The organism is Peribacillus psychrosaccharolyticus ATCC 23296, from assembly GCF_000305495.1.
Lineage (GTDB): Bacteria > Bacillota > Bacilli > Bacillales > DSM-1321 > Peribacillus > Peribacillus psychrosaccharolyticus.
Genome location: NZ_AJTN02000228.1, coordinates 1 through 21,200, shown reverse-complemented (window position 1 = coordinate 21,200; position 21,200 = coordinate 1). Strand labels below are relative to the sequence as shown.

Genomic DNA, 21,200 nt, shown 5'->3' with positions numbered 1-21,200 from the left:
GAGATTACTTCATTAATATAGTTTTTTTATCATTATATTTTCTTTAGCTGAATCTATTGAAACTGTGGATCCAATCAGTAAAGTATTCATGGGGGCAGTATGTCCAATGTCTAAATTAGCAACAACGGGAATAGAAATTCCTTCTAATTCAAGAATTTCTGAAATTATCAATTTCATTTGTAAGAGTTTATTATTAGGCATGCCCTCAATTTTACCTATTAGTAACCCATTAATTTTATTAAATACACCTTTCAGTTTTAAAGACCAAATCATCATAGCCCACTTTTCTATAGAAACAGCAATGTCCTCTATAAATAATATGGAATTCATTTCAATTTCAAAGTACTCCGTGTTTAAAATATGTAGAAGACTATCTGTGTTTCCTCCTACCAATTTCCCCTCGTTAATGCTTTCACATTTATGGAACCAAATAGGTCCATTATTGTTAGTCATAGTCCTAGTTCTCGTTCCCCAATCTGGGCCAGTCCAATCAATAAAGTCATCTGTCCACTCCTTAGGATGTGTAAAATGATGAGGAAGTTCTATTATTTGTTGAGACATAGCTTGAAAATGATTAACTGTAAAATCAAACGGCTTAGGGTATTCACCGAAACTAGAGATAATCATAGGGCCGTGAAAGGTAATGACACCCGTTTTATAAAAAATAGCATTTAATAAAACGCTACTATCTGAGTACCCACAAATAAATTTTGGATTTGTTTCGATTAAGTCAAAATTAAGGAATGGAAGCATTTCAATAGTATTAAACCCCCCTATATTACATATAATTCCATTTATGTTCGGATTTTTAAACATATCATGTAATTGTTCTGCTCTTTTAAGAGGGGAAGTAGTGCGATAAGTGAGATCATCATCATTATTGTTATCAGGTTCAAAAATTGTATAACCTAAATCTCTGATAGCTTTTTTTCCGTATTCGTATTGTTTGGGAAATTTTATTTGTCCAGCACTACTTGGTGAAAATAATGCAATTTGATCCCCGTTTTTTAAAGGGGGGGGTAATTTGATTTTTTTCATTTTCTTTTCCTCGAATCTTTATGGGATATTTTGTAATTTAAGAAATTGACTTGTTGATTTCTTTGCATTAATCACAAAAAATTAAAGTAATAACTAATAAACTATAAAGGTCAAACTTTAACTTTCCTGTAAATTAATCCGTAATAATGAATAATTGAGATTATATATAAGTAATGTTAATACTAAAGTTTAATTACATTTGAGTCTTCTCTCATCTTATTAACCATGTAATTAGTAGTTATAGATAGTGTTCTTTTAAATATATATGGCAGCGATATACAAAACACTAAAATGGAGTTCAGCAAAAAAAGAGAGTTAGCACTACTAACTCTCTTTTTTTGAAAATAAGGGAAGGTTGGAAATTTCCCCTTTAAAAATAAATTTTGATAAATATTATGGAGTAATATTAACTCCATTAAATCTTGGTATGACTTGAAAATCACGAATATCGTTTTGTTGTGTTAACCAAAGAAGAAATCTTTCAACACCCATACCAAATCCGGCTGTTTTAATTGGAAAGTTTTCTTTCATATATAAATACCATTCATATTCTTTCTCATCTAGTTCATGAAGTTTTAGAGAATCTCTTACTTCTTTGCCAGTTGTATGTCTTTCTCCTGCCCCAACAACTTCACCAATGCCGAACAAAAGATCCGCGTTCATAGCATATTTTCCTGTCTCATCGACAGCTTGATAGAAGGGAACCGATATATAATCATAATGGCTAACCCATAACATGCCACCGAAATCCTGTATTAATTTTTTTTCACCTTCAGAAGTAATAGTTCGGAAACCCTCAGGATGATGTTGAATATACTCTGGATTATCTTCTAAAAGTACTACAGCTTCTTCAAAAGTAATTTTATCTATAAGCATACGTTTTTGAATAATTTTTTTTACGTGATCTAGTGATCCTGCAAATTCTTCAATTACATCTGGAATTCTGTTGAGTAAGTCTACGCAGAGTTGATAAATATATTCATTTACCAATTCTATAACGTCTTCAATTCCACCTTTTATTTCACTTTCACTATGATAAAACTGGCATAAATGACGTTCATCCGCTTGCTCCCCTCTAAAAGAAGGCATAATGTAATGAACACCATCTTCTAAATAGCGTAATAGATATTCAAGATGGAATTGCATTGAATCAGATAAATAGGTGTCAATACCCTCTAAGTTAACTTTAACAGGTAATGAATCACTTCCAAGTCCCATCGGGCTAGTTACTGAACCAGTTGTAATAGGAAGACTAACTGTACGTATTCCTTTTTCTCTGAAAAATCCCCATGAAGAATGATTAATTTCATCTTGTAAAATCACTAATTTTTTATACCATTCGCTTTCTAATGCATCTTTGTAATGTTTGTCTGCGTTAATCCAGCTTTTTGGTGGTTCGAGCTTCAATTTAGTCATTATACTCATTATTATTTGTCCACCTCCCATAAAAATTGCCCTTTAAGATTCCATGGATCAATAGTATCTTTTTCTAAAAATAATTCCTGTTGTTCAGTTACATATTGATTTCGTAGAAGAACAGTCATAAAAGAAAGATAGCGATGATTTTCATTGAAAACATTCATGATCTCGAACCAACGATCTTTAAAGTTAGACTTTACTTCGTCATCAAAATTAGCCAAGGCAGGGGAATCATCAATAAGCTTTGATGTAAATTGATTTAATACTTCTGAAGACCTCGCTTGCATTTCAGTTTCATCATAAGAGTAAAGTTCTAAACCCGACTTGAGTAACAAATCTAACCAGTAATATTTTGTCCAAGGTTTTACCTCAAAACCTAAAACATTCCTCAAGTTAGTTAAAACCTCTTTAGGTACTGTATCGTGGTAAAAAAGATTAGTCACAGATAACATCCCATAGGGTTTAAGAACCCTTCTATATTCAGACAAAGCTTTTTCTCTATCGTTTTCTGGTATAAAAGTATTTGCACCACCTGTTACAACTAAATCAAATTGATTGTCATCAAAATTCAGGTTTGCTGCATCTCCTACTCTAAAAGAAACTCTATCTTGAATTGATTTTGGTTCTTTCGATAAAAGATACATTGATTTTTCAACAGCTTGAGGATTAACATCGATCCCAATTACTTTACAGTTTTTTAATTTGGCAATTTCAATTGATGTAAATCCTGTATTTGAACCGATTTCTAATACCTGCGCGTCATCAGATAGTAGAGACTTCGATACAATATTGTTAATTGTACGTTTACCGCCCGGACACCGGTTTACTTCTTCTATGTAAGATAATAAATCTACATAAGACATTGCTGATGGGTTAATTAACTTTGTTGTCATTTTATCAAAACCTCTCATTATCTATTTTTGCAAAATTGTATAAATTACATTTTTTACTATATTACAATCTAGATAATATTGTCAATAAAATTACATAAAATTCTATTTTTATATTTATTTGTACTTTAAACCAAATTTTGTTACAATTTTGTCGATGAAATAATTAATAGATTAATTATTTTGGAATATTCTTAAAAATAATTATTCTATTTTGGAAATAATAGAAACATGGGGTGGACACTATGAGTGAAATTGAAGAATTAACAACGGCATATCTTGATTTTAGTAAAAAAAGTAATTACAGAATTATTGAAAATAAGTCTATAATTCCTAAGGATGATTCAACTCTTTTACTGATGAATTCAACAATTGCACTTTTTAAAAAAAGTATTCAAAACAATGAAGTTATTCCAGATACTGCACTTATACAAGACTGTTTTAGATCTAATGGTGACTTGAATAATTCTTCATTGATGTTGTATTTTAAAATGATTGGAAATATAGCTATGATGGATTCTATAGATAAGGTATTAAATGATTTAATATCTTTTTTCGTAGATATTTGTGAAATGCCTTCTAGTCAGATATTTGGAGTAATACACATTGATGATTTAGATTTACAAACTGCTTGGTTAGAGTCAGAATTAAGTGGTAATATGGTCTTTTTAAAGGGAGGAGAGAACAGTCAGTATTCAACAAGATGGACCTATGGTGAGGGGTATGATTTTATAGGTCGAGGTTTAACATTTGTCTATGATAATCCATCCTTATTAAAATGTTGTCCGGAGTGCGATGTTAAATGTAATTGCTCGAAATACATCCAGTTTGGAAATTTAATAATTATTGAGAGTGAAATTAGTGATAGAAAATATATTGATACAGGCATTGGTATTGAAAGGTTAGCATCTTGTAACTTCTACAATGATGCATACTTATTACCAGAATTTAAGGAGTTAGTTGATAATCTCGTTGAATTAGGGTTTGAACAAGATGTTTCAAAAAAATTAATCAATCTTATAAGAGGTATATTTAAGTTAATTGAAGAAGAAGTTACACCAGGAAACAAAAAAGAGGGATACATACTCAAATCATTAATTAGACATTTGACTAATGAAATAATTATTTTCAATGATAAAAACGTTATGCAGATTCAAGATGTATATGAAAGTATTTTTTTCATATTTAAAAATTCCATTTCAGAAATTAATGATAAAAATAATATTATCGTAATAGGAGAAATGCAAAAATACACTAAAAGTTTATATAAAGGGGCATCTCAAGCAAGGAAATTCATTATAAAAAATATAGATTTAGATGATAGTTTTTTGATTAAGAAGGTAATTTCTACTTTTGGTTTACCAATATTCATTGCAACTGCTATTCTGGAAGATACTAGAGAATAAATCCTTGTCTAAGACAGTTTTTCAGTTTATTCTAATTAGTAGTAACTATCATTTACAAATTTAGATAACATAGCCAGAAAAGAGGGTTTTTTATGAAGTATTATACATCTAAGGAAATAAGGACAAAATATCTTGAATTTTTTACCGAAAAGGAGCACAAAGTAATATCTGATTACTCTGTAATACCGGAAAATGATCCTACGGTCTTATTTACTACTGCTGGAATGCAACCATTAGTACCTTATCTTTTAGGTGAGAAACATCCAAGGGGAGCTAGAATAGCTAATGTTCAAAGATGTATTCGTACTGGAGATATAGAAGAGGTTGGCGATGATACACATGCTACTTTTTTTGAAATGTTAGGAAATTGGTCTTTAGGTGACTATTTTAAAGAAGAATCTATTAATTGGAGTTGGGAGTTTCTAACTTCCGCTAAGTGGTTAGATATACCAAAAGAAAAACTTTACTTTACAGTTTTTGAGGGAGACAACGATGCTCCTAGAGATGAAGAATCGTATAGCCTGTGGCGAAGCTTAGGTGTTGCAGAGGACCATCTTTTCTTTATGCCCAAATCGGAAAATTGGTGGGGTCCTGCTGGAAGTACTGGACCTTGTGGACCAGATACAGAAATGTTCTACGATACAGGTAAACCAAAATGCTCTGAAGCTTGTGATCCTTCTTGTAGTTGCGGTAAATACGTTGAAATATGGAATAATGTATTTATGGAGTATTCTAAGGATGAAAACGGGCTCTTCAGCCCTTTATCCCAAAAGAATGTAGATACAGGGATGGGTCTTGAAAGAATTTTAATTGCTCTAAATGGAGGTACTATTTACGATACTGACTTGTTTAAAGATATAGTGGAACAAACAAGAAAACTATCTCGTAAGAACTTATTTGGTGAAAACGAAGAAAAATCATTAAAAATCATAGCAGACCATTTGAGAACTTCAACTATTATAATTGGTGATAGACAAGGGGTAACTCCATCTAATACTGATCAAGGATATGTAATTAGAAGATTAATAAGAAGAGCAATTCGTCATGCTAACTTGTTAGAAATACCAACTGGAAGCATAACGAAAATTTGTGAATTAGTTATAAATCAATATGGGGAAGTTTATCCTGAATTAAAAGAAAATGAAACTAAGATCATACATGAAGTATTGCAAGAGGAACAAAAATTCAATAAAACGATACAACAAGGTATGAAAGAATTTCAGAAGATGCTTGATAAATTAGATTCTAAGACTAAAGAAATAGATGGGAAAAGTGCATTTAAATTGTATGATACATATGGTTTCCCAATTGAATTAACACTTGAACTTGCTAGTGAAAAAGGATATGAAGTAAATGTTCAAGCGTATAAAGACTATTTCGATGAACACCGTAAAAAATCACAACTTGGAGCGGAACAAAAATTTAAGGGTGGGTTAGCAGATAATAGTATTGAAACTACAAGACTTCATACTGCTACACATTTGTTACATGAATCGTTAAGAAGAGTTTTAGGAGATTCTATTGAACAAAAAGGTAGTAATATCACTACTCAACGATTAAGATTCGACTTCTCTTTTAATCGTAAATTAACTAAAGAAGAAATAACAAGGGTAGAAGAAATGGTAAATGACTCAATCAGAAGTAATTATTCAATTGTAAATAAACAAATGACTGTAGAGGAAGCAAAACAGGAGGGAGCTATAGGCCTGTTTGAATCTAAATATGGGGATATTGTAAATGTTTATTCAATTGGTGATTTCTCTAAAGAAATTTGCGGCGGTCCACATACCAAGTCTACAGAGGAATTAGGTATCTTTAAAATTAAGAAAGAAGAAAGTTCTTCAAGTGGGGTACGTCGAATTAAGGCTGTTCTTTTATAGGGATTAAGATAAATTAGAAAAGGTTTGTCTGATTTTCTTGCTAAAATTAGACGAACCACTAATTTGTTTTTCACCCTATTATTTATGTAAAGGGAGTTCAATAATGAAATTTAAAGATCTGCATCCTAATGTAAGACTAAGAGTTTTTGAAGCATTTTTCTCTGATACAATAAGCGGTATTATTTTTCCTTTTATGGCTATTTATTTTTCGCAAAATCTTGGAGCTGGATTAGCAGGTATTTTACTTTCTATAAATATTTTTATCGGAATAATAGCGAGTTTTTATGGAGGATATCTTGCAGATAAAATAGGCAGGAAAAGGCTTTGGGCAATTTCTGAATTTATAAGATTTTTTAGTGCTTTAATAATAGCAATTGCAAATGGCTTTGATTTTAGTTCCAACCATACTGCTGCATTAATAACAATCGGAATGTTTTTAATAAATAATATATGCATGGGATTTTCTGGGCCAGCTGCTGGTGCCATGTTAATCGATGTTAGTACAAAAGAAAATCGTAATTTTATGTACAGTGTAACTTTTTGGGCAAATAACTTAGCTGCGGCCCTAGGGAGTTTGTTAGGAGGATTTTTATTTAAAGATTATTTGCCTCAACTATTTGTTTTATTAGCTATCGCGTACTTTATATCAGCTATAATCGTAACTTTCTTTATATCTGAAACATACATAGCCAAGACTGAGGACACAATCAATAAGATAAATATTTTAAAAGATATTTTTCAAAAATATAGTGTTGTATTTAAAGACAGAACATTTCTTCTTTTTACATTGGGATACCTTTTAATTTTATCCTTAGAATTTCAATTACCCAATTATATTGCAATAAAACTAAGTCAAACTATGCCTGAACAAAATTTATTACCTTTTCTAGGATTTAAGATAGATGGTATAAATATTTTAGGTTTGTTAAGAGCAGAAAATACAATAATTGTTATTTTTTGTATGTTTTTAGTTAGCAAAATCGTAAAGAATCTTAAAGATAAGCATGTGTGGCTAACCGGATTTATCTTTTTCTCACTCGGTTACATAGTACTTTCATATAGTAATAACGCTTATATTTTAATTTTATTTATGGTGTTAGCCTCTGTAGGAGAGTTAATGTATTATGCACCTCATAAAACATATTTATCTGTTTTACCACCTGAACATCTAAGAAGTTCTTATCTAGCAGTAAATGATTTAGTAATAAGACTTTCCTTCCTAATTGCTTATATTTGTATCTATCTAAGTTCTATATTGTCTCATATATTAATGACTTTAATATTTATAGCTATGGCAATCTTGGGTCTCATTATATTATCTAGTATATTACCATTGTTGGAAAAAAAGTTATTAAAGCAAACGAGAATATCGCGTAACATCACAAAATGGAGGTTGTATATATATGAATGAGAATAAAAGAACTTTACTAAGCTTTGGATATAAGGAAGAAATGGTAGATGCATGTAAAAAAATGGGATTAAATATAGTTTCTTTAGTTGATCCATGGGACAAGCCTGAGTATCTACCCCCTTGTAAAGATGGAGAAAGCAGAGTCTTTACTCAAGATAATACAAAGAATGAATTAATACTGAGTGCTCTTGCAAGAGAAGGTAAATTATCTTTTGACGCAGCTGTATCACCTTTTGAAACTACTCTAGTTAGTTGTTCTTTTATTAGTCAAGTAGTATCTAAACCTTTTATAGAACCACTAACAGCAATTGCATTTAGAGATAAGTCATTTCAAAAAAAATTATTGCGTAACAAATTACCAGTTGCAGACTTATGGTTTATAGAGGATGTTAATAAATTTGAAATTAGAGAACAATATCCTTACCCTATAATTCTTAAACCTGTTGCTGGAGCAGGAACATCACACACTTATAAAGTGGACAATGAGCAAGAATTGATAAGCCATATAAGAAAGCATGCAGAGGATAGAAGCCTACCTCAGAGTATGATAATTGAAGAATTTATAAATGGGGAAGAGGGACATGTTGATGGATGGATTTCTAATGGACAACTTCAACTGTTTACTGTTTCAAAATATGGACAGCCCTTAATAAATATTCACCAAGGGGCTTTAGTGCAGAGTATTGCGCTAAGGCCAGAATTGCACAAAGATTTATATGATAGATTAGAAGGATTCGTCTCAGAAGCACTTATGACCCTTGGGTTAGAGAATGGAGTCTTTCATATGGAATTTTTCTATAATAAGGATGAAGATAAATTTACTTTTAGTGAATGTGGTGCACGAATAGGTGGAGGACTAATCGCTCATATGTTTAGTCATATGTTTAAAATAGATATAAATGAGATATTAGTTAGACTAGCCCTTGGAGAAGAAGTCTTATGGGACAACGATAATAAAACTTCTGAATACACGGGATGGATTTACTTACCCACAATTTCTCCTGATACAAAGTCTTTACCAGATGTTTCGATTTTGAAAAAAAGACCTGGAGTAACTAAAGTTGTTTATAATTGGAAACCTGGACAAGAAATACAAGATACTCGTGTGAGTACAGTCCATCGTACAGGTATGGCTTTGGTTGTAGGTGATAGTGAAGAACAGGTAAAAGATCGAATGCATGCTTTAATTAGATATTTCCTTGAATTAACTGAAATAAATAAATAAATAAATAAATAAAAGAGACACTTACTGTGAGGTGACCCCCGAAAGTTAGACAATAACTTTCGGAGGTCTTTTTTATGTCAAAATATGATGTAGGATTTAAACTAGCAGTGGTTCAATGACTACTTGTTTGACCTACAGGATTTCTATGTACGATACCAAACGGGCTGCTACTAATATGAAAAGAGAAAATTTTTATAGTACTTCGGTTGGAAAATCACTATCTAGATATAATAAAGCTTCCATTAATAATACTTTCTTATCAACAATCCAAGAGAGCTTTAAGTAAAATAGGAGCTGCAGTTATTGGTTTTTCCGAATTAGCAAAAAGTAGTTGCTCTTGATCAAGTTGGTTAATCACATCTTAAGAATTCACCTTTGGAAGAATTGTATTTTGGTCTTATTGACTATTTTAGGAAAGTAATAATACTATTACTGATACAATGGCTAATCAGGCAATAAAGGAGAGTATGGATGAATTGAAATCCTAATAACTTTCTTAATTTTTCTCGAAACATATAGGCTAAATTGCCTTGAGAAAGCCCTTTCTTCATTTTATGTGTCATCATCGGTGCTAAAATACCCAATATCAACGGTTTAAAATTCCCCGAAAATATCAGATAATCATTTCATCACTTAATAGAGTTGGAGTGTTTGAGACGATGCTGAAGATTGGGGAATTTTTTATGATTAGAGAATTACATCAAAAAGGTTGGACTAAAACAGCTATTGCCGAAGAAACAGGATTTGATCGAAAAACAGTGAGTAAATACATCAATAATGATCAAATTCCTCGATCATTTAAACGTAAGGATATAGAAAGTAAATTGGAAAGCTTTAAGCCTTATGTTCTTCAAAGAATTCAAGAGGGAACGACAAATTGTATCTGTTTGAAGAAATTTAGGCCATGGGCTTCGAGGTAAAAACAACCATTCTTCGAGAATTTGTTAAACCCTACCGGGATCAGCCGAAAAGACAAGCTACAGTAAGGTTTGTGGCATTAATCCTCAAATAATTCATCCATGAGATCTTCAATCTCTTGTCTTAACTTTTCCGTGCCTTCTTTAGAAATCGTGATATTATCGCCATCGATCAGTAGCATGTCTCCGACTTTTACCCCTTTAGGCAGCGATTTTTTCGGAAAGTCTTTCATTTCCTTCCCGTCTATTTCAACCACAGCAATATTCCCTTCGAAGCGATCAATAATTCCTTGAATCATTTACTTCACCGTCTTTACCGTAATTTTCGTTCCTGTAGACGTAAAGATAATATTTCCATACTTGTCTGTCCGATAGGTAACAGCTTTAATCGATTTTAAGCGTTTGACCACGGTAGATGTAGGGTGACTATATCCATTCTTCCCTACACTAATCACGGCATATTTAGGTTTCGCTTTCTTAATAAAAGCAGCTGATGAGGATGTAGCTGCCCCATGATGGCCAACTTTCAGTACATCAACCGTTGAGATTAGTTTTTTTGCCAGCATATCTTGTTCAGATTCTACTTCAGCATCCCCTGTAAACAAGAACGTCTTTTTGTTATGTTTTAAAAGCAGCACGGCACTCCAGTTGTTTAAGTCCGATGTTCCATAACTTTTAACCGGTGCAATGAATGTTAATGACGTATTTTTTGCCTTCGTGGTTATTTCTACACCTGTTTTGGCCGTTTTGATTTTTAGGCCTTTCCTTTGTACGGCCTTTAGAAAATCTTTGTATGCTTGCGTAGAGTGTGAAATCTTAGGTGCATACACTGATTTTACGTTAAGGTTTTGAATCACATAAGCGAGTCCGCCGACGTGATCAGCATCCGGATGAGTAGATACGACAGCTGTCAGTGTTTTAATCTTCTGTTTCTTTAGATAGGCGACAACGTCATCGCCTTTTCCTTTTCCTCCGCCATCAATAAGAATGTTTTCGTTTGGGGTTTGAATCAGGATTGAATCCCCTTGTCCAACGTTAATAAAGTGGACTTTCACATTGGATGCTGCTTCTGTTTTTGTTAGTCCAGTAAATAATGATAGGAATAGAAGTATGGCTAGTAAACTGTTTATTTTTTTCATTTTTTTCACAACCTCTCAGATATTAATCTACTTGCCCCAGGAATATTTGTCTATGTCCGTTTTCGGAAACGGTACCTTTTTGTTCGGGTGTATCTTTGTTCGAGTCTTTTTCAGTTTTTGCTGATTTTATCCTTTATTCATGGGCTTAAAGTAGCCACTGGTTGATCCAAAAGGACTGTGAAATAAGTTGATTTTCAATAGCATAATTTTAATTTAAATGGTAAAGTGGTGGGATTCATAAACGCTAAACAGTAGAACCATGAGAGTTCTAACGGAAAAATAGAGTTTGTAGAGAAAGATAGAATAATTGATGTGAGTGGGAATATATGATATTATCAACCCTTATATGGTATATTGTGAAATACTTCACTTATTCACGTATAATTAATACTATCTGGAGGAATTTAAAGTTGAAATCAACAGGAATTGTTCGTAAAGTGGATCAATTAGGAAGAATTGTTGTTCCTAAAGAATTACGCCGTACACTAGATGTTATGGAAAAAGATCCATTAGAAATATTTGTGGAAGACGATCTGATTATCTTGAAAAAATACATCCCAGACATGACATGCCAAATTACTGGCGAAACGTCTGATACTAACCTTAAATTAGTTAACGGTTCATTCATTGTAAGCCGTGAAGCTGCAGAACAATTAATGAAAGAAATACAAACAAGCCTAGAACACTAAATACTCCACATACGTGGTATCTGCATTCTGTAGTGATAACTTGTAAATTAATAGAGAGAGTAAAAAAAATAAGATTTTTAAAGTAATATGGTAGTCAATATTGCTTTTTTTTGTGCTTTTTTTATTTATGATAGAATTTCGTTTTGACAATCATGGAAACAGATGAATAACGGGATGCTGTGGATAGTCGATAAGTGACTATCCGCTTTTTGTGTTTACAAGGTATGTGTATACTTTCGATAAGGTTTTCACATAGGCAGTAATACCCGAATATTATAGGAGTCTAAAGCTTTCTTCAAAATTCAGATGACTATTGTTTTTTACACCGCCCACTTAAAAAATAATGGTGATTTCAGTGTTTACATCGTCTTGTTTTATCATTGGCATAATTTTGTTTACGGTCCCTACCCTGGAAGTAAAGAATCCATCTTTCCAGATAGTTAACTCTACACATAGGTTTTCCTCTAAGCATTCACTTAAAGTTGTTCGAAGACGTCTAGATGTGTTTCGTTTTATAAACCGCCTCTTCCTTCTGTTCAACTGGGGAATCAAGTGAGTTTTAAATCATAACCTATGTAAAAATATTAATTAAAAAAAGAATGTCGATATGATATAAATTTATAAATTATTTAATCTTTACAACAATTAATAATCGTTTGAAATACCCTGGAAGTTAGATCTACAGTGTATTTTTGTTTGATATTATCATTAATGTATATAATAATATTAACAATAATATATACATTAATATTTATGCATACATATATATTATAAAGGATCTAAATAATTCGCTTTCAAGGAGAACCATTAATAAACAAATGCCAGGCAGGCCAATAAACTAGTTTAGTTTTTTCCTTGCAGGATCGCATCTTTGATAATGTTTTCGAGATGAACATAATTCCTTTTCTTTTCTAACGCTTCATCTTCAAAGACAGAGGCGACTAATGCTTTCCTCATATAGGCAGCATGTTGAACGAATAAAGAAGTCTGAAGAGAAAAGCCCTTGTAGTTGGCAAACTCACTTAAAAAGGTTAGCGTCGTTCGAGTGTTTCCTTCTCTAAACGCATGGGCTCTCCATATTTCGGACATGAAACGAGCAAAGTGATAGGTTTTTTCCTCTACACTGAAGAGTTCCCAAATATATTCATTCATCTTAGACAAAGCCCATGTTAAGTGAGCTTGGACCGATGCATGGTCCATATATTCTAGCGGAAGCCCATTCAATGCGGTTTCATTTTTCAGGATATTGACCGTACGGAATTCGCCTGCCCAGGGATAAATATCTCCAAAAATGTAGCGATGAAATTGTTTGAAATGCTCTACATCATAGAAGCCTTCCGTCAGCAATCCTCTTGATATATCCTTTAAGCGTACCGTGGTAAGTTCTTTCTCCACAAATTCTAGACGATCATAGTCTTTTATATTTAACGTATTGACTAAAATATGGGTTCCCTTATATACATATGGATCGTTCATGTTATTCGGGCTCTTTGTAGGTCTGTTTTAATTTTTCAATGATCTCTTCTGAAGAAAGAACCCCTTGAATTTCTTTTTCCATCATATCGGCTAATAAAGGGCTCGGCTGATAAGGACCATCGAGTTGGTTTAAGTCAACGGCATTCTCCCAGGATTTTCGTTTTTCTTCTAATTCCTCTAATTTTCGAAGTCTCCCATAAAGCTCTTCATAGTATTTATAATCCAACAGCACTTCCCCTACTACGCCATTTTCCGTAATAAATTGCGGAACCTGCTTTGCCTTTTTTCGTAGAGAACCAAAACTTTTGGCTGCAACGGAAGCTGAAATTAACTGATCCGTTGTAAATGATGGTTTTTCCATGAATGAATCACTCACTTTCGGTCTCCTCCTTTTAGTATGTACCTATTTACCTTATATTATACACAACATAGCACGTAATATGTTACGGATACACCTATACATATGCCATACTAACGTAAATGTCTTCGAGAAGAATAAAAATATGGCTTATAGGTTACCCCTCAAATGAATGATGTAAGACGTAAAGATCTTTCAACTTCTGAGTAATGGCTCCTTTCTTATGTACTGATTGGTAAAACACAGAGAAGGATAAAAGGTTGGTGGGAAGAAATAGTGAGGTTGACACATAGGTCGCGTATTCAGGTATGGGTCCTCCCCTTTTGTATTAGACTCGGTCGGAAGGGGAAATAGAAATGTGCTTAGAGAGCAAACATTTTGAATGGATTGGGTTTGCCGTTCTATAAGCAAGGTCCGGATAGTGTATGAAGAGTAAACTCACCTAGCTTAACATCTGTCTAAACCTAACTGGGACGGCTTAATGCTAAAACTAGTATGAAGGAGACCTTCAACCGCCTCTACAGTCAAAAATGTCTCCTGAACGGTGATGCTCCAATTAAATGAAGAACGCTTTCTACTTTAGAAAGAAATTAGTTCTTCGCACCGATACAATTACATTTCAAAATAGTTAGGGTATGATAGATTAGATAGATTATATATGAATACACAAAACAACTTTATATAGATTATGTATGTAAGCATCTAGGAGGAAAAACGTTGACTAGTTTTATTGTCATGCAAGGTAGTACATATCAAGAAGAAAAACAATTAGGCATTCTTTGGTCTCCTCAAATAGATAAGTCTGGCATGGTCCCTCATTCATGGAAAAGGATGCAAGAGGTCAAAACGGACGATCGGATCTTCCATTATGTGAAAGGATTCATCGTCGCCATTAGTGTTGTGATCGAAGGCTGTAGAGAGGGCAGGAAGCCACAAACTATGCAAAATCATAATCGGTGGAATGATGACGGATATTTGGTGACAACGGAATACCGCGAGCTAGAAGTCCCATTGAGTATACGGGAACATTTTAATGATATTGTTCAGTATCTCCCTATTAAATATTCCGCCTTTCAGAAGGATGGAAGTGGCAATCAAGGGTATCTATATCCTTGTAATGAGGAGCTATCGCTTGCATTATTGGAATGTATAAGTGTGCAAAATATTTATCAATTAGATGAAAATCAATTAGAGATTCCTGTTGATGAAGTCATTGAAAAGGAACGGAACCCCTTACAAACCATCATTGCCGAAACCGAATCAGAAGCCAAAATGAAAATTCGAATAGGCCAACAAAAATTTAGAAAAAATTTAATGCCACTTTGGAAGAATAAATGCCCGATATGCGGAATCGGAATGGAAGCGATATTAAGAGCCAGTCACTCTAAACCATGGAAAGACAGTTCAGATGAAGAGCGACTTAATCCCTATAACGGGGTCCTATTATGTTGCAACCATGATGCCCTCTACGACAAAGGCTTGATTTCGTTTGATGGCCAGGGTAGACTGCATATCTCTAAGCAGATTCCTGAAGAAGAGTATATGATCTATTGGTTGGTAGAAGACCTGAAAATCCCTGTGCATCCTGATAATAAGCCTTATTTTAAGTGGCATAAAAAGAATGTGTTTGAGAATGGGGAGAGTTTTTAATCTCTCACTTTTTTTGTAAGGCAAAATTCAACGTTAGTTATGCGTGATATATTATGAGATTTGTTAACTAATCAAGGGATCCGTGATCTAACTTAGATAAAGTGGTTGGATCGTTTCAAAAGGATGGAAGCATGTGGCTAACATAGGTCTAAACCTAACTTAAACGGCCGCACTACGGGCTAAACATAAAGGAAACCCGCCTTTCTGTTCGTCCGTACGTGTCGCTTCGGTCATAAAGGGCCCGATAACCATGGACTGTACGGCTTGTGCCTACATTCCATAGGTTCCTGTGCTCTTTACGGCTCTGCCGCCCTACCGAACAGCCGAACATCTTAACGTTTAAAAGACTAAAAGACTAAAAGACTATAAGAGGAAGACCGATGGAAAGCAGCCTAGTGGCTGCTTTTTTAAATTCTTTTTCCTTTTTCCTTACGAATCGTACAATCACGCAATCCGACTAACCTGCCAACAGGGGCAGATTCCTAGGCTCCGCCCTCCCCCTGCTGGCAGGTAAGTCGGATCGTCAGCCGGTCAAGGGGCACAAAACTTTTTGAATGAAGCCCGCATTAAAAAACTTTTGCGCTCAATTCACCCTTGACCGTCTGCCGATGCTCATTGTTCGTTCTCCTTGCAAAAGGGAAAAATAATTCCCCTTTTGGGGAACACCATCGCTTCGTCAGGCAAAAGAAAAAGAAAGGAAAAGACAAAAATCAAAGGAGGAAGATCCAATGAGACAACCCCAAAAAGATACTACCTGCCTATGGAATGATGACATCAGATACTGTCCATGCCCATTCACTTGATGTTGTTTTGGACGAGCTTCCCTTCTATTCATCCAGCAATCATTTGAAAAGCTAATAGGTTAGAAGAAATAAAGCGTGGTCCCTCCCCCTCTTTCGGTGATTTCGTGTCTAAACGAGTCTACAAGATATTGAAGGTGTAAATCCAAAAAATTGAAAAAAAAAGGAGACAGACAATGATGGAACTAACGGCGATTTTTGAAGTAATCCGAATTAAACAGGAAATCAGAGAGACGAAAGAACTGTATGAAAACTATGTCATTCGCTCCCTCTTTGACGCTCAAGACCTTGCCGCATCGTACATTGCAGGTGAAGATAGAGAGGTATTTCTTGTGATGATGCTGAATACCAAGAATCAAGTGATTGGTCTTCACCGGGCACACGTCGGAAGCCTCAATGCAAGTGTTGTCCATCCAAGAGATGTGTTAAAATGCGCCATTTTAAACAATGCGAATTCCATAATTGTCAGTCATCAGCATCCTTCCGGCGACCCCACCCCAAGCAGAGAAGATATTGACGTCACCAAACGGCTTGCAGAAGCCGGGAGACTGTTAGGGATTGAAGTTCTGGACCATGTTATTGTCACCCATACCGGTAAGCATGTGAGCTTAAAGGAAAAAGGATACTTATAAACGAGCAACCTGCCAAAGGGGGTGCCTCCCCTTTTGGCAGTAAACATTAGGTAGCTGAATCATCAAACGAATAAAAGGAAACGTGCTGCGCTGGAGGATCTCCAGGGGGGAATCGAATGGAAGAAAAAACATCCGTTTTTTCTTTGATGGAACAGCAGGCATCGAGCCTGCCTCTAGTGGTTGCAGGTAGCTACAATCTTTGTGAGTTCGTCGAGAAGGACGAGAAAAGGCCAAGAAAAAAGGAAGAAAAAAACTTTTTCGAGATGGTACGCAGGTTCCAGGCCTCTTTACGACTCCGCCGTCACACCAAACAATCAGAAGACTTTCAGAATTAAAGATGAAAAGAAGTAAAAACAGACGGATACCATCCTCTTTCCTCCATCCGTAGAACAGATGGAGGACGTCCTCCCCTAACCATGGCAGATACACGATTAAAAAAATGCGTCAAAGACTCTATTCATCTAAATCATGATTTTGGAGGCTTAAATGCTTATTTTTAACGTTAAACTGAGTGATTTTCACTCAAAATAAGCTGTAAAACCTCGTTTTACTGATTGTTCATTCTTCCCTGTTTTCGTTATGCTGAAGGTAATTTAGGGAAGGATGTGGCGTGATGTATAAAGAATACAATGGAGTGGAAATTATTGACCGAGCTGGGGAAGCTGATCTACCGTTTGAACAAAAAATCTTTGATTTGGTTTGTCAGCATTCTCGTTTTGACAAATCGATCTTATTATCCTTCTTACAGGCAGAAGTACGGGGAGATGGACGAAGGTGGATGTTCTGTCTTCGGAATGTTGAGTATGCAGAATATAAGGCGAATTATCTGAAGTATGTAGCTTTTTTTAAAGAAATTCATGAAGACGTGTTTCCTTATTTTGAACAGCGTTATGGCTTAACGGATCCAATCTATTATGGGAGTCATGAACGTCAGTTAATTGCCTCGTATGGGCCTTCACCTTGGAAAGCTGATCTTGTTTGATGAGAACCCTCTCTTACTGATAGCATCCTTAAGGTTCCCAATTTTCTTGAGAAAGTCATGAGACGTCATGAGACGTCATGAGAGTCATGCGAAGAGATAAGTACCGTTCTATCTTACACATTTCAATCGGTTGGGCGGCAGCACTACGGTCTAATCAGAAAGGAAGCCCGCCTTTCTGTTCGTCCGTACGTGTCGCTTCGGCATTAAAGGGATCGATAGCTACGGACTGTACGGCTAACGCCTACATTCCGTACGTTCCTGTCCCCTTTACGGCTGCGCCGCCATACCAAACGAGCCGAAGAACAAGAACAAAGGAAAAATAACATTGGCTTCGGCCAATTTCTCTTACTCGTACCCCATCTCACCTAGCAAGGTGATCGTTGGGTAAAATATATTCCTCCCCAATACATCCTGTTAGTGTAAAAACAACAAACCATCCTACAGATACTTTTAACAGTACGTTCATTTTGCTTATCAAGGTGGAAGCTGATTTTTGGGAATCACATGTTTTCCAGCCACACACAGGTTTTAGCAAAGCTTGCTGTGCATCTGTTTGATGCTCGTCAATCAGTCGTTCCACTAGATTTAATTAACCAGCTTGATGAACAAAGCTTTCAGTTGGCCATAAATGCGATGATTCTTCGACGCATGGGTTTTTATGAACGAAGTGTCATTTTCTTTGTTCCCGGAGCAAGCAGAGATATATAAATCGTTAGTCCATTCATTCTTCCGGTCTAAACTGTTCAGGAACTATATCGTGACTGATGATCGATTGTCAGAAGTTTTGAATTGTATCAACCATGGAGATAAAAAAGGAGTAAAATCAGAGAGGTTTTTGTTTGATGAACACGCTGATATTCGTTTGAATGATTTAGTGAAGACGGTTCGTGAATCAGGGTATAAGGCGAATCGTTCTTCTATTATGCGACACCTCATGAACGAGCTGCTTCAAAAATTAGGGAGTTCAGAAGAAGTTCTTCCGAAAGCGCGAGAAATTCATCATTCGAGTTTTTATTTTGAAAAAGGAACAAGAGAGTTACTGGAAACCTATGTGCCATTCCGCGATCGCAATGCAACCATTGAACATTATATTTTAGAAAGCTATGTCCCAACCAGTAATAGGGAACTTTTATTTGATAAACCGGATGAAGTGGAGACATGGCGTATAGGAATGGCTAGAGCAGCCTTTGATAAACTGGATGGTTTGGTGAACGAGGTTCATACAAAAGGGATTTCTCGTTCCTCCCTCATGCGGGATGCAGTCATGCAGCTTATTAGTCAATCAGCAAACACCGATGCTAGAAAGCTGATTACCGAAATAAGGCTGCAAAAAGCCCTCCATGAGTTTGAAAATACGTTTGGTTCGGCCTTAAGAGCGCCTGGAAGAGTATAAGGTTGAGAGGAAGGAATAAGATACAAAAGAAGTGAAAAAGTGTCTTTTTAAAATTTCACCTTTCATTAATAGCTATAGCATGAATTTTTAAAAGAAAATCTAAGAGCTTAACCTATCTAAAAACCTATGTGTACTGTTCTTGTATCACCAATTAAAATAATCCACTCCTGAGTCCTTCGGAAACGGGTGGATTATTTTTAATGGTTTACGATTTACTTTTTCCCTTTCGAAAAAAGCTTTGAAAAAAAACGTTTTTTAACAGGGTGTACGGCCGCAGCAACTTCTACTTTAGGCTGCTGTGTTTCTCGAAAAGCCAGCAAAAGTTGTTCATCCCGTTTCGTTAGTGAATCGGTAATATATTTTTGTTGATAATCGATGTGATACTGTTGTTTTTTTAGCTGATGAACCAATGTTTCATTAAATTTTTTCTGATGTTCAAGCTGGTCTTTAATAACTTGTAAATCCTTAAGGATTAGCTCTGAAGCTTCAGGTGTGGGTTCCGAATTTAGTATTTTTCCGCCCGTAGCAAAATGGAATTCAATTTGTTTAATGGAATAGTTTTGTTCCCGATTTAACTGTCTAATGAGTAAAAGTCTTTCAAGTGCGGGCCTACCGAAATAATGATAGCCATTATCTCCTTGTATGGTTGGAATATGCGTTTTTAATTCACGCATCCAATTTCGAATCACACCCGGACTTTCATCAACGTATTTGGCAGCTTCTTTAACGGTTAATAGGATATCCTCTAGGTTTTCATCAAGGTTTTCAGAAGGTATGTTTTCCGAATCATGCATGTTTTCAATCACCCTTTCCAAGTAGGTTCGGCGAATGTGATTTTTGAAAAACAATCATGGAGGCAATTTAAAGCTTGGTGGGTAAATAAGTGTAGGTTTATACCATGGTTTAATCTTATGTTGTTAATTCGATGTGAAAATAGAATGTCCTCTATCGAGCTTTGTCTAGTTTTGTTAGGCAACCATTTTATAAAACTGAAATTAGTAGGCATTGAAAAGCTGATTATTGATCTTTCTTTCAAACCACAAAAAATGTACGTTATTATTATCCATTTATTAAATGTATTTAAATTTTTAAAAATATATTAATATAAATATCTTTATTAATATACACATATACATTGATATGAATGTATATGTGTACGTAATTAATTCTCGCAATTAATCGTGGGATTTTGACTTATTTTTAAAGGATTCAGTATTCAGGATTTCTTTAGTAAAAACGTTCATTTACAGTGTAGTTAAATAAATGTATTAATTATAATAAAAACAATCATATTAATATATTTATATATATATACATTAATATTTATATAAACATATAAAATATTCTGGTTTGCCATTCAGTAAAGCATCATTGTGAAGGTATAGAATTTTTTGAATATATTCAAAAAATGTACTCGATAGAATATTAATGGGTTTTTAATGAAGCAAGGTCTATAGTAATATGTTAGTTTATATTTATTTTCTAGGTAGTGTGATCTGAAAAAGAAATTGGTGTCAGAAGATTTTTGCGTTCGAGTACCACTAATAGAAGCGAAACCATCTATGCGAAGATAATTCAATTTGTAGGAATATGAAATTATAAATATTAATATATACATGAATGTTAATATAAACATAAATATTTTATCTTTGTCTACGCAGAGGAGTCATAAAAGGGGTTCAACTTACCATTCGTAAAAAGGATGGTGAATTTATGAAGGCAATAAGCGTATTAGTGGAAATCCAATATTTTAATACGTTATTCGTCTCTTCTTCAGTTATCATTTTAAGCTGAAAGGGGTGAAGTTCGAACAATACCATGAGTTCAGTGCCAACTCTTATTCTTTAGGGAGTAGAGAGTTCTAAATAACCATAAATAATAAAATGTACGTTAAT

General features: G+C 34.5%; 21 protein-coding genes. 13 read left to right on the top strand and 8 right to left on the bottom strand.

All coding sequences use genetic code 11. The annotated features are described in order from the left end of the window. Window positions 1–12 precede the first annotated feature (12 nt). The 3 genes from WYK_RS17420 to WYK_RS17410 all read right to left on the bottom strand — a co-directional run bounded on the left by WYK_RS17420 (window position 13) and on the right by WYK_RS17410 (window position 3,350). Window positions 13–1,038, bottom strand: a complete 1,026-nt coding sequence (locus WYK_RS17420; protein ID WP_040375740.1) for a S66 family peptidase — start codon at window positions 1,036–1,038, stop codon at window positions 13–15. 393 nt (window positions 1,039–1,431) lie between these two features. Beyond that, window positions 1,432–2,463 (bottom strand): asparagine synthetase A, encoded by a 1,032-nt coding sequence (locus tag WYK_RS17415; RefSeq protein ID WP_169732067.1) that lies wholly within the window; start codon window positions 2,461–2,463, stop codon window positions 1,432–1,434. A gap of 2 nt (window positions 2,464–2,465) precedes the next feature. After that, window positions 2,466–3,350, bottom strand: coding sequence for a class I SAM-dependent methyltransferase (locus WYK_RS17410; protein WP_040375739.1), 885 nt, complete (start codon window positions 3,348–3,350; stop codon window positions 2,466–2,468). A gap of 242 nt (window positions 3,351–3,592) precedes the next feature. On the opposite strand from WYK_RS17410, the gene WYK_RS17405 reads away from it, so the two are divergent. From WYK_RS17405 to WYK_RS17385, 5 genes are all read left to right on the top strand, one after another. Further along, entirely contained in the window at window positions 3,593–4,753 is a 1,161-nt protein-coding gene (locus tag WYK_RS17405) for an alanine--tRNA ligase-related protein (protein ID WP_040375738.1), read from the top strand. 92 nt (window positions 4,754–4,845) lie between these two features. After that, on the top strand, window positions 4,846–6,633 hold the full coding sequence (locus WYK_RS17400; RefSeq protein WP_040375737.1) for an alanine--tRNA ligase: 1,788 nt from the start codon (window positions 4,846–4,848) through the stop codon (window positions 6,631–6,633). Between the two features lie 103 nt (window positions 6,634–6,736). Further along, on the top strand, window positions 6,737–8,044 hold the full coding sequence (locus WYK_RS17395) for an MFS transporter (RefSeq protein WP_051387637.1): 1,308 nt from the start codon (window positions 6,737–6,739) through the stop codon (window positions 8,042–8,044). Beyond that, a complete protein-coding gene (locus tag WYK_RS17390) occupies window positions 8,037–9,269 on the top strand; it encodes an ATP-grasp domain-containing protein (RefSeq protein ID WP_040375736.1) in 1,233 nt (410 codons plus the stop codon). Before WYK_RS17395 ends, WYK_RS17390 begins: the two co-directional genes overlap by 8 nt. 683 nt (window positions 9,270–9,952) lie before the next feature. After that, entirely contained in the window at window positions 9,953–10,189 is a 237-nt protein-coding gene (locus WYK_RS17385) for a helix-turn-helix domain-containing protein (protein WP_161629152.1), read from the top strand. 77 nt (window positions 10,190–10,266) lie between these two features. Here the strand turns inward: WYK_RS17385 and WYK_RS17380 are convergent, their stop codons facing one another. Beyond that, complete coding sequence (locus WYK_RS17380; RefSeq protein ID WP_040375735.1) at window positions 10,267–10,485, bottom strand: DUF3006 domain-containing protein; 219 nt, start codon at window positions 10,483–10,485, stop codon at window positions 10,267–10,269. Then, a complete protein-coding gene (locus tag WYK_RS17375) occupies window positions 10,486–11,325 on the bottom strand; it encodes a ComEC/Rec2 family competence protein (protein ID WP_040375734.1) in 840 nt (279 codons plus the stop codon). It abuts the gene before it with no gap. Between the two features lie 410 nt (window positions 11,326–11,735). Here WYK_RS17375 and WYK_RS17370 point away from each other — a divergent pair, with 410 nt between their 5' ends. Then, window positions 11,736–12,014, top strand: a complete 279-nt coding sequence (locus tag WYK_RS17370) for an AbrB/MazE/SpoVT family DNA-binding domain-containing protein (protein WP_040375733.1) — start codon at window positions 11,736–11,738, stop codon at window positions 12,012–12,014. Between the two features lie 843 nt (window positions 12,015–12,857). Here the strand turns inward: WYK_RS17370 and WYK_RS17365 are convergent. Continuing rightward, window positions 12,858–13,490 carry a Fic/DOC family protein gene (locus WYK_RS17365; protein ID WP_040375732.1) on the bottom strand — a complete coding sequence of 211 codons (633 nt, stop codon included), beginning with the start codon at window positions 13,488–13,490 and terminating at the stop codon, window positions 12,858–12,860. A gap of 1 nt (window position 13,491) precedes the next feature. Further along, window positions 13,492–13,866, bottom strand: coding sequence for an antitoxin VbhA family protein (locus WYK_RS23425; RefSeq protein ID WP_051387633.1), 375 nt, complete (start codon window positions 13,864–13,866; stop codon window positions 13,492–13,494). 699 nt (window positions 13,867–14,565) lie between these two features. Between WYK_RS23425 and WYK_RS17355 the strand changes: the two genes are divergently transcribed. The 7 genes from WYK_RS17355 (at window position 14,566) to WYK_RS17330 (ending at window position 19,305) form a co-directional block, all read left to right on the top strand. After that, entirely contained in the window at window positions 14,566–15,498 is a 933-nt protein-coding gene (locus WYK_RS17355; protein ID WP_152526497.1) for an HNH endonuclease, read from the top strand. A gap of 976 nt (window positions 15,499–16,474) precedes the next feature. Continuing rightward, window positions 16,475–16,930 (top strand): JAB domain-containing protein, encoded by a 456-nt coding sequence (locus WYK_RS17350; protein ID WP_326238761.1) that lies wholly within the window; start codon window positions 16,475–16,477, stop codon window positions 16,928–16,930. A 116-nt stretch (window positions 16,931–17,046) separates the two neighbouring features. After that, window positions 17,047–17,265, top strand: coding sequence for a hypothetical protein (locus WYK_RS17345; protein ID WP_040375731.1), 219 nt, complete (start codon window positions 17,047–17,049; stop codon window positions 17,263–17,265). Window positions 17,266–17,543: 278 nt separating this feature from the next. Continuing rightward, window positions 17,544–17,912: a hypothetical protein gene (locus WYK_RS17340; protein WP_040375730.1), complete on the top strand. Its 369-nt coding sequence runs from the start codon at window positions 17,544–17,546 to the stop codon at window positions 17,910–17,912. A gap of 77 nt (window positions 17,913–17,989) precedes the next feature. Continuing rightward, window positions 17,990–18,235, top strand: a complete 246-nt coding sequence (locus tag WYK_RS24605; protein WP_152526496.1) for a hypothetical protein — start codon at window positions 17,990–17,992, stop codon at window positions 18,233–18,235. Between the two features lie 181 nt (window positions 18,236–18,416). Further along, window positions 18,417–18,620 carry a hypothetical protein gene (locus tag WYK_RS17335; protein ID WP_040375729.1) on the top strand — a complete coding sequence of 68 codons (204 nt, stop codon included), beginning with the start codon at window positions 18,417–18,419 and terminating at the stop codon, window positions 18,618–18,620. Between the two features lie 49 nt (window positions 18,621–18,669). Beyond that, the gene (locus tag WYK_RS17330; RefSeq protein WP_040375728.1) at window positions 18,670–19,305 is read left to right on the top strand and encodes a hypothetical protein; all 636 of its coding nucleotides are present in this window, start codon (window positions 18,670–18,672) and stop codon (window positions 19,303–19,305) included. Between the two features lie 212 nt (window positions 19,306–19,517). Here the strand turns inward: WYK_RS17330 and WYK_RS17325 are convergent, their stop codons facing one another. Continuing rightward, window positions 19,518–20,099, bottom strand: coding sequence for a MerR family transcriptional regulator (locus tag WYK_RS17325; protein ID WP_040375727.1), 582 nt, complete (start codon window positions 20,097–20,099; stop codon window positions 19,518–19,520). Between the last annotated feature and the right edge of the window lie 1,101 nt (window positions 20,100–21,200).

Bases quoted from the DNA above. Each gene is read 5' to 3' on its own strand.
- WYK_RS24605 (WP_152526496.1), top strand. From the start codon at position 17,990: ATGAGAGTCATGCGAAGAGATAAGTACCGTTCTATCTTACACATTTCA.
- WYK_RS17415 (WP_169732067.1), bottom strand. From the start codon at position 2,463: ATGAGTATAATGACTAAATTGAAGCTCGAACCACCAAAAAGCTGGATT.
- WYK_RS17405 (WP_040375738.1), top strand. From the start codon at position 3,593: ATGAGTGAAATTGAAGAATTAACAACGGCATATCTTGATTTTAGTAAA.
- WYK_RS17410 (WP_040375739.1), bottom strand. From the start codon at position 3,350: ATGACAACAAAGTTAATTAACCCATCAGCAATGTCTTATGTAGATTTA.
- WYK_RS17365 (WP_040375732.1), bottom strand. From the start codon at position 13,490: ATGAACGATCCATATGTATATAAGGGAACCCATATTTTAGTCAATACG.
- WYK_RS17325 (WP_040375727.1), bottom strand. From the start codon at position 20,099: ATGCATGATTCGGAAAACATACCTTCTGAAAACCTTGATGAAAACCTA.
- WYK_RS17375 (WP_040375734.1), bottom strand. From the start codon at position 11,325: ATGAAAAAAATAAACAGTTTACTAGCCATACTTCTATTCCTATCATTA.
- WYK_RS17380 (WP_040375735.1), bottom strand. From the start codon at position 10,485: ATGATTCAAGGAATTATTGATCGCTTCGAAGGGAATATTGCTGTGGTT.
- WYK_RS17400 (WP_040375737.1), top strand. From the start codon at position 4,846: ATGAAGTATTATACATCTAAGGAAATAAGGACAAAATATCTTGAATTT.
- WYK_RS17350 (WP_326238761.1), top strand. From the start codon at position 16,475: ATGATGGAACTAACGGCGATTTTTGAAGTAATCCGAATTAAACAGGAA.
- WYK_RS17420 (WP_040375740.1), bottom strand. From the start codon at position 1,038: ATGAAAAAAATCAAATTACCCCCCCCTTTAAAAAACGGGGATCAAATT.
- WYK_RS17385 (WP_161629152.1), top strand. From the start codon at position 9,953: ATGATTAGAGAATTACATCAAAAAGGTTGGACTAAAACAGCTATTGCC.
- WYK_RS17345 (WP_040375731.1), top strand. From the start codon at position 17,047: ATGGAAGAAAAAACATCCGTTTTTTCTTTGATGGAACAGCAGGCATCG.
- WYK_RS17340 (WP_040375730.1), top strand. From the start codon at position 17,544: ATGTATAAAGAATACAATGGAGTGGAAATTATTGACCGAGCTGGGGAA.
- WYK_RS17395 (WP_051387637.1), top strand. From the start codon at position 6,737: ATGAAATTTAAAGATCTGCATCCTAATGTAAGACTAAGAGTTTTTGAA.
- WYK_RS17335 (WP_040375729.1), top strand. From the start codon at position 18,417: ATGTTTTCCAGCCACACACAGGTTTTAGCAAAGCTTGCTGTGCATCTG.
- WYK_RS17390 (WP_040375736.1), top strand. From the start codon at position 8,037: ATGAATGAGAATAAAAGAACTTTACTAAGCTTTGGATATAAGGAAGAA.